Source organism: Trichlorobacter sp. (assembly GCF_030247655.1).
Lineage (GTDB): Bacteria > Desulfobacterota > Desulfuromonadia > Geobacterales > Pseudopelobacteraceae > Trichlorobacter.
The window spans coordinates 1-7,164 of record NZ_JAOTRZ010000150.1 but is presented as its reverse complement, the minus strand read 5'-3'; the positions used below and the strand labels follow the sequence as shown (position 1 = coordinate 7,164).

Annotated in this window: 7 protein-coding genes; 2 read left to right on the top strand and 5 right to left on the bottom strand. The window is 53.7% G+C overall.

The features are described 5' to 3' along the window. The first annotated feature begins 155 nt into the window (after nt 1–155). Both OEL57_RS12025 and OEL57_RS12020 read left to right on the top strand, forming a co-directional pair. A complete protein-coding gene (locus tag OEL57_RS12025; RefSeq protein WP_300740773.1) occupies nt 156–1,229 on the top strand; it encodes a hypothetical protein in 1,074 nt (357 codons plus the stop codon). Between the two features lie 24 nt (nt 1,230–1,253). Next, the gene (locus OEL57_RS12020; RefSeq protein ID WP_300740772.1) at nt 1,254–2,285 is read left to right on the top strand and encodes a GGDEF domain-containing protein; all 1,032 of its coding nucleotides are present in this window, start codon (nt 1,254–1,256) and stop codon (nt 2,283–2,285) included. Here OEL57_RS12020 and OEL57_RS12015 read toward each other — a convergent pair. The 5 genes from OEL57_RS12015 to OEL57_RS11995 are packed head-to-tail and all read right to left on the bottom strand — an operon-like array spanning nt 2,263 to nt 6,981. Beyond that, a complete protein-coding gene (locus tag OEL57_RS12015; RefSeq protein ID WP_300740771.1) occupies nt 2,263–2,976 on the bottom strand; it encodes a tRNA threonylcarbamoyladenosine dehydratase in 714 nt (237 codons plus the stop codon). The two genes, OEL57_RS12020 and OEL57_RS12015, sit on opposite strands and share 23 nt — an antisense overlap. After that, complete coding sequence (locus OEL57_RS12010; RefSeq protein WP_300740770.1) at nt 2,973–4,049, bottom strand: glycosyltransferase family 4 protein; 1,077 nt, start codon at nt 4,047–4,049, stop codon at nt 2,973–2,975. The genes OEL57_RS12015 and OEL57_RS12010 overlap by 4 nt, the downstream gene beginning before the upstream one ends. Then, on the bottom strand, nt 4,046–5,104 hold the full coding sequence (waaC, locus tag OEL57_RS12005; protein ID WP_300740769.1) for a lipopolysaccharide heptosyltransferase I: 1,059 nt from the start codon (nt 5,102–5,104) through the stop codon (nt 4,046–4,048). Before waaC ends, OEL57_RS12010 begins: the two co-directional genes overlap by 4 nt. A 16-nt stretch (nt 5,105–5,120) precedes the next feature. Beyond that, nucleotides 5,121–6,008 carry a glycosyltransferase family 2 protein gene (locus tag OEL57_RS12000; protein WP_300740768.1) on the bottom strand — a complete coding sequence of 296 codons (888 nt, stop codon included), beginning with the start codon at nt 6,006–6,008 and terminating at the stop codon, nt 5,121–5,123. Next, nucleotides 5,998–6,981 carry a glycosyltransferase family 9 protein gene (locus OEL57_RS11995; protein ID WP_300740767.1) on the bottom strand — a complete coding sequence of 328 codons (984 nt, stop codon included), beginning with the start codon at nt 6,979–6,981 and terminating at the stop codon, nt 5,998–6,000. Before OEL57_RS11995 ends, OEL57_RS12000 begins: the two co-directional genes overlap by 11 nt. Between the last annotated feature and the right edge of the window lie 183 nt (nt 6,982–7,164).

Sequence of the window (7,164 nt, the reverse complement as noted above, 5' to 3'; positions counted from 1 at the left end):
ATTTATCTGAGTATGCCATTTTACTTAACTCTATGTACCACAAAAAGAGACAACCTCAACAAAGCAACACAAAAAGAGTTAATTAGTCCATTAACGCTTGAAGCACACCACTCTTTCATCTATGATTCCAATGTTATTCAAGGAGGATGCAGCAGATGAACATAGAACAGATGAAGGTTGTCTTGAAAGAACTGCTGACCAAAACCGATCTAACCCCCTGCGTGGTGGGACATCGCGGCGTGGGCAAGACAGCCGGAATTATACAGGTTTGCCGGGAAATTGGCTGGTGTTATGCACCGCTGCGCCTGGGACAGATGGAAGTAGGAGATCTGGTTGGTATCCCGTTTCGCGAAGGTAACGTCATGCACTGGTCCCGCCCTTCCTGGTGGCCTGAAGATGATGCCCCGTCAACCCTGGTCCACTGTGATGAACTGAATCGGGCACAACAGGAGGATACCCTTCAGGCAATCTTTCAATTTGTGGAACCACCTGCAGAGGGATTGCAACGTGCCCTGCATACCCATAGCCTCTCCCCCCACCATAAGGTCGTGGTCACCATCAACCCGCCGGACGGCACCTATCAGGTTGCCACCCTTGACCGGGCCCTGATCGACCGGATGGTGATGCTGTATGTCGAGAGCGACTATCAGTGCTGGGCACGCTATGCAGCATCACGCGAGCTGAACAGTGAGGTACGCGGCTTTTTGTCCGGCAACAGTGGTCTTTTAGCAAAACAGGGCGCACCGATGGATATGCAGGTGGAGCCGACGGAACGGGGCTGGGAAATGGTCAGCACCCTGCGCCAGCACTGCCACTTCCCCGGAGACCTAGCCATGGAGGTCTATGCCGGCATCATTGGCAAAGAGGCAGCCATCACCTTTATGCGCTGGCTGACAAACCGTGAGGGGCGCCCTCTGACCGCTACTGAAATACTGAATGACTGGAATGAGGTCATCTCTGCCAAGGCCGCTGCACAACGTGACGACCTGCAGGCCGCTACTATTAACGATCTGCTTACCACCCTGCAGCTTGCCCCCCAGCTTGCGCCGGACCAGGAAATCAACCTGGTGGCCTATATTGACCTGCTGCCACGGGATCTGCGCTTTGGCTTTGTTAAATCGCTGCTGAGAATTCCGACAGTAGCCCTAGCTATCAGCCAGGACAAATACGACCATGTTATCTACGAGGCGATTCGCACCATCGGTGCTGAGGCAACAGGAACAAACTGACTGTCTGATTGGGAGAAACATGCTATGAGCTGGTTTATCTTTAGTGGGGGGCTGATTATCGGTCTAATGCTGCACCCCTTTGCGCGGATGCTCAAGTCTGATGGCATCAACTACGTGCTTGACCTGATCGGACAGATTGTCACCGCACCGTTCAGCGCCCTTGTTGAGTATTTCCAGAAAAGGGCAGATCTCAACAAGGCCGGTCGCGGGGTAGAGCTGCCTAACGCCAGCAAGATTGACCCCCGTGAACAACAGATCAGTGACTCTGCCCAGACCATCCGCAGTATCCTGCTTTCACTGGCAACCGCAATCCATCGTACCGACCGGGCGGCCAGCGACTCCTCCCAGGCCCTGTGGGAGGTACGTGCCGGAATCGAACAGGCTGACCTGCCGGATGAGCTGGCTGCAGCCCATGCCCTACTGATTGCCGAGATTGACCGGGTCATTGCCAGCAACAGCGAGCTGAAAGGCGAGCTGGCAAGCTCTCAGGCTATTCTGGCAACCCAGCGGGAACAGATTGAGGCGCTCAAGACCGCTGTACGGATTGACGGACTGACCCAACTGGCCAACCGGGCCTATTTTGATGAAAAGCTGCTGGAGATGATCTCCCTGCATCAGCGCTACAAAGAACCGTTTGCCCTGATGATGATTGACGTTGATTACTTTAAGGCTATCAACGACAGCCATGGCCATCAGGCTGGTGACCGGATACTGAAGGGGGTCTCCTTTAAGATCAAGGCGACCCTGCGGGAGAGCGATTTTCTGGCCCGCTTTGGCGGTGACGAATTTGCCCTGGTGCTGATCAAGGCCAGCCTGCAACCGGCAACTGTACTTGCTGAAAAGATCTGTACCAATGTCCGCGAAAGCAGATTTATTCTGGATGGGACCGAGTTTAAGGTGACGCTTTCAATTGGTGTGGCAGAGGTACATGCCAATGACACGCCGGAAACCCTGCTTGAACGGGCTGACAAGGCGCTTTATCTAGTGAAGGAACGGGGACGTGACGGTGTGGAGGCGAAGAAGTACGAAGAGGTTAGCCCTGCAGAAGACGTTTGATGGCTTCTGATGCCATAAAAAGCCCAAAGGCAGCAGGCAGGTAGGAGATCGTACCCAAAGGGCGCCGTTCTCCTTCTGCCTCCGGCTCCCCAAGTCGCTCCAGGCTGCACGGCTCATCAGAATAAACCACCGTCACACCGCTGGCGATACCTCCACGGCGCAGCTCTTTGCGCAGCTTGCGGGCCAGCCGACAGCCCTGGCTGTCGGCAATATCGCTAATCTTGATCCGGGTTGGATCAAGCTTGCCTGCCGCACCCATGCTGGAGATCACCGGGATTTGACGTTCAAGACAGTTCTGCAGCAATGCCAGTTTGGCACTCAAGGTATCAATCGCATCCAGCACCAGATCATAGCCCGGCACCAGCAGAACAGGAACATTGTCAGGTGTAATCAACTCTTGCAACGGGGTTACCCGCAGACCAGGGTTAATCTGCAGCAACCGCTCTGCCATCACCTCCACCTTGGCTCTACCAAGTGTGGTTGTCAGGGCGTGTAACTGGCGATTGATATTGCTGGTCTGAACCGTATCGCTATCAATCAGGGTCAGAGTGCCGACGCCAGCCCGGACTAACGCCTCCACCGCATAGCTCCCTACCCCACCAACACCGGCAACCAGCACCCTCGCTGCTGCCAGACGCTGCAATCCGGCATCACCGATCAGCAGGGCGGTGCGGGAAAAGCTCCCGTTCATTGTGTAACCAGTTCCCGGTAGATCTCCTCAAACTGGTCCACCATTGCCTCCTGCGTAAACATCTGCAGGGCACGCTGGCGTCCAGCCTGTCCCATTTGGCTGCGCAGCACAGCGTCACCCAGCAACAGCGCAAGACGCTCAGCCAGAGCTGTCGCATCTCCAGGCGCTACCAACAGACCGGTAACACCATCCTGCACCGCCTCATCAATCCCAGGCGCATTACTGCCGATGGTCGGTTTTTCCAGCAACGCTGCCTCCACCAACACCAGCCCCAGCCCTTCTTTAGCGATGGAGGGCAGCACAACAACATCCGCAGCCTGCATAACAGACATCACATCCCGCCTGAACCCCAGCTGACGCACACGGTCTGCTATCCCCAGCTCAACCGCCTGTTGCTGTAACTGCTCCGCCATCTCACCTTCACCAGCCAACAGACAGACCAGATCAGGAAAACGGTCACGCAGCAGAGCGACGGCCTGCAACAGAAAGATCTGCCCTTTCTTGGATGAGAGGTGAGCCACGCAGGCCACCACCGGCTGATCCGGTGCAAGACCAAGCATCTGACGGGCCTCAGCACAAGACAACACACCATCCAGCCGATTAGCCGGAATGCCGTTGTAGACCACCCTAACCTTTGCCGGATCAGCCCCCTGCGCCACCACATACTGTTTCACACCGCCTGAGCAGGTGGCTGCCAGCGCGCTGAATCGATAGTAAAACCAGGTATTCAGGGCATGAACATGGCCTAACGTCGGAATACCAGCCAGACGCCCGGCCAGACCGCCCCACAGGCTTGCAGAAGAGAGGTGGGTATGAATGACATCAGTCCCGAACTGACGGGCAATCCGGGCGAGAGTGAACGGCGCAACCAGATTCAATTTGCCTGATATATTCGGAGTCTGCACTGCAAGCCCCAGTTTACGGGCCTCATCAGGCAGCCCGCCATCAGGCTTGCAGAGTAAAAGCACCCGATGGCCCCGCTGCTGCAGATCAGCACACAACGAGAGGCAGACCCGCTCTGCGCCGGAAAAACGGCGTTGGGTAATGACCTGCAGGATGGATAGCGGCTTCATGGTGTATCCTTCTTCCCCTGCATAAGCAAACGCTCTGCAGCTTCAAAAAGGGCTGTGGGCGTAATGTTTCTACGGCAGTCTTCATCCTGATCACACTGTTTTCGCATGCAAACCGTACAGGGAAGTGATGATTGTATAATGGCATGCTGTATGCCATAGGGGCCATTACGCAAACCATCGGTACAACGATAGAATGAAACGGTGGCAGTTCCCACTGCCGCGGCCAGATGAACCGGACCAGTATCGCCACCTATCGCCAGATTGCAGCGTTTTAGAACCGCAGCAAACTGCTTCAGAGACAGACGCGGCAGCAGACAGGTGCGACTACCCAGCTTCGCAGCCAGCTGTTCAGCCCGTTGCCTTTCCTCGTCAGTCCCCCAGGAAAGCACTATGGTTGCTGATGCATAACGACCAAGCAACTCCTGTCCCAACTGAAGCCAACCTTCATCAAACCAGAGCTTGGTCTGCCAGGTCGTACCTGTATGAAACAGCACCACCGGGCTACCGACGGCTGCCAGTACGTTTCCAGCGAAACAGTCGTCATCAGCAGAGGTTGCTATATCACTATGCATTGGTAGTCCATCAGGCCGAAGTGCGAACGGCGCACTGACAATCCGCAGATAGCGCTGCACAGCGTTGCGATCAATGGGCAGAAACGAAACCTGTTCCGTAGTAAAAAAACTGTTCAGCTTTTCCTGCAGATGTTCACGGTCAAAACCGATCTTACGTCGGGAGCGTGCCAGCCAGCAGACCATCCCACTCTTACTATTGCCCTGCAGATCAAAAACCAGATCATACTGATACTGTCGCAGTTGCGTAATAAAGGCCATTACTTCATGCCTTGTTTTGCCGGCAAAGACAGCCTTTTTCCAGCGCCTGAAGGCAACCGGCAGCAGACGATCGACCAGCGGATTGCCGGAGACCAGATCACTGAATGCCTCATCCACTACCCAGTCAATGAACGCTCCAGGGGCCGCCTGCCGAAGATATGAGAGTACCGGCAGGGCATGGATAATATCCCCAAGGGAAGAGGTTTTGATGATCAGGATTCGCATAAGACTCGCTAGAAGATTACTTGGTCAACTGTATCAGACGGGCATAAAAATCATACTTGCTTCGTATTTTACTGCTTTTTATTAGGCTGCTCAGCACCAGGTATTTGTAGTACTTAAACCGCAAACGAAACCGGTCAAGCAATGCCAGCAGAACCGTATGGGGTGCGCCATAGCACTTCTCAAGGTAAATCCGGCGACTTTCCTGAAACAGCCTGCCGCCTTCGGCAGAGGTGGATTGTCCCCCAAGGTGCGTAATAGAAGCTTGAGGCAGGACAAAGCAGGGGATTCCCCGTTGCCAGTAACGGTGAGCCAGCTCACTGTCCTCGTAATAAAAGAAAAAATCCTCATCAAACAGGCTGTCCGCAAACAGATCCCGACGAATCATGAAGAAAGCCCCCAGCACTCCAGGGACCGCAAACGGGGCAGTAGCTTTCTCCACACGCAATTTCCAGCTTTTACTTCTGATCTTACTGATGGTCTGGGAATACAGCGCCCAAATACTGGGCAAGAACAAAAAACCCTGCACACGATGATCACTCCCCATAATCACCGGAGATGCCACTCCTGCCTCAGGCCTGGCCTCAAAGAACGACCACAGTGCAAACAGCGCCTCCTGATTCAAGATCAGGTCAGTATTCATGATGCAGGCGTAACGACTGTCGACAGCCTGCAAGCCGCGATTCATGCCACGACCATAACCCAGATTTTCATTGGTTTGAATGTAGAGCAGCCCATCCCAGAGTTCCTGCGCCAACATCGCCTGGGAACCATCAGTTGAATTATTGTCTACCACCACCAAACGGTAAGAAAATGGCAGTCTAACTGCTTTGAAAAAGCGGATCAGCTCCTCTACAAGGGCACAGGTATTGTAATTGACAGTTACAAAAGCGACATCAAGCTGCATGGTGGGCACCATTGAAATCCGTTTTAGTTGCCAGCACCTGTGCTGCCTCTCTGCAAACAGCATCGGCTGTCAATTCCATCATGCAGGGATTTTCCGTTTCACCATAGCAGTGGGGCCTGATACAGGGATAGTGCTCACAGCCTGCCTGGAGCGTTACCATCCGACCACTGCGAATCGTGCCTCTATAGCCAAACGCAACCGGTTTATGCAGGGAGTGTTCATTATCCCAGGGATGCCAGCGCCAAAGCTCCGTAGGACCATACAACGCCACCATCGGCACACCGGTTGAGGCTGCAATATGAGTTATTGCTGTATCCAGACCGATATACAGGGCAGCACCCTTTAGCAGGCAGGCCATCTGGTTAAGGGAAAGTGTACCGGGCACCAGCAATGGTTTGACGCTGCAGCCCGCTGCTGCTGTCTGCAAAAGGGTAATTTCCTCTGGATCCGGAGATGAAGTCCAGACCGGCTGCAAGCCATGAGCACGGGCCAAACGATCACTCACCTCACAAAAACGGCTTATCTCCCAATACTTGTAGCGCCAACGGGCAAAGGGATGGATCACCAGATACCCCGGAGGGTTCACACGTGCCCCCAAAAGATCCGTTATCTGGTCAGCATCGGTGGACTGCCAAAACAGCTGCACATGCACCTTCTTGCTTGTAATTCCCAGCACCTCGGCAACCTGAGAGCACAAACCGGCTATATGAGCTGTTTCATCAAAATCAATAAGATGGCTAAACAAGATTGAGCGCAAAAAGCGTGAAATCGGTTTATCTGACTGTGCATACCCTACGCGATAGCGCTTACTGGCAACTGCAGCTGCCATTGCGCCACGATCTCCGGTATTCATGGTTATCGCAAGATCATACTTCCTGAACAGTCCAAACAGGTAGCTACTGCCAAGCCCAGACGATGACTTCTTCCACTTTTCCGAATAAATAACCTTTCGGACACGAGGATCTTTCTCCAAAAATTCGCCGGTACCGCGATTAGCCAGAAAGTCAATTGCTGCTTGCGGAAAAGTATCTTAAGAATTTGTATCAAAGGGGTGGTGAGAATAACATCACCAATCAGACGCGTGTTAACGATAAGGATCGAATCAGGCATGGTTATCATACTTGTCAACTCCATCAATCAACAACCTGAATAGATC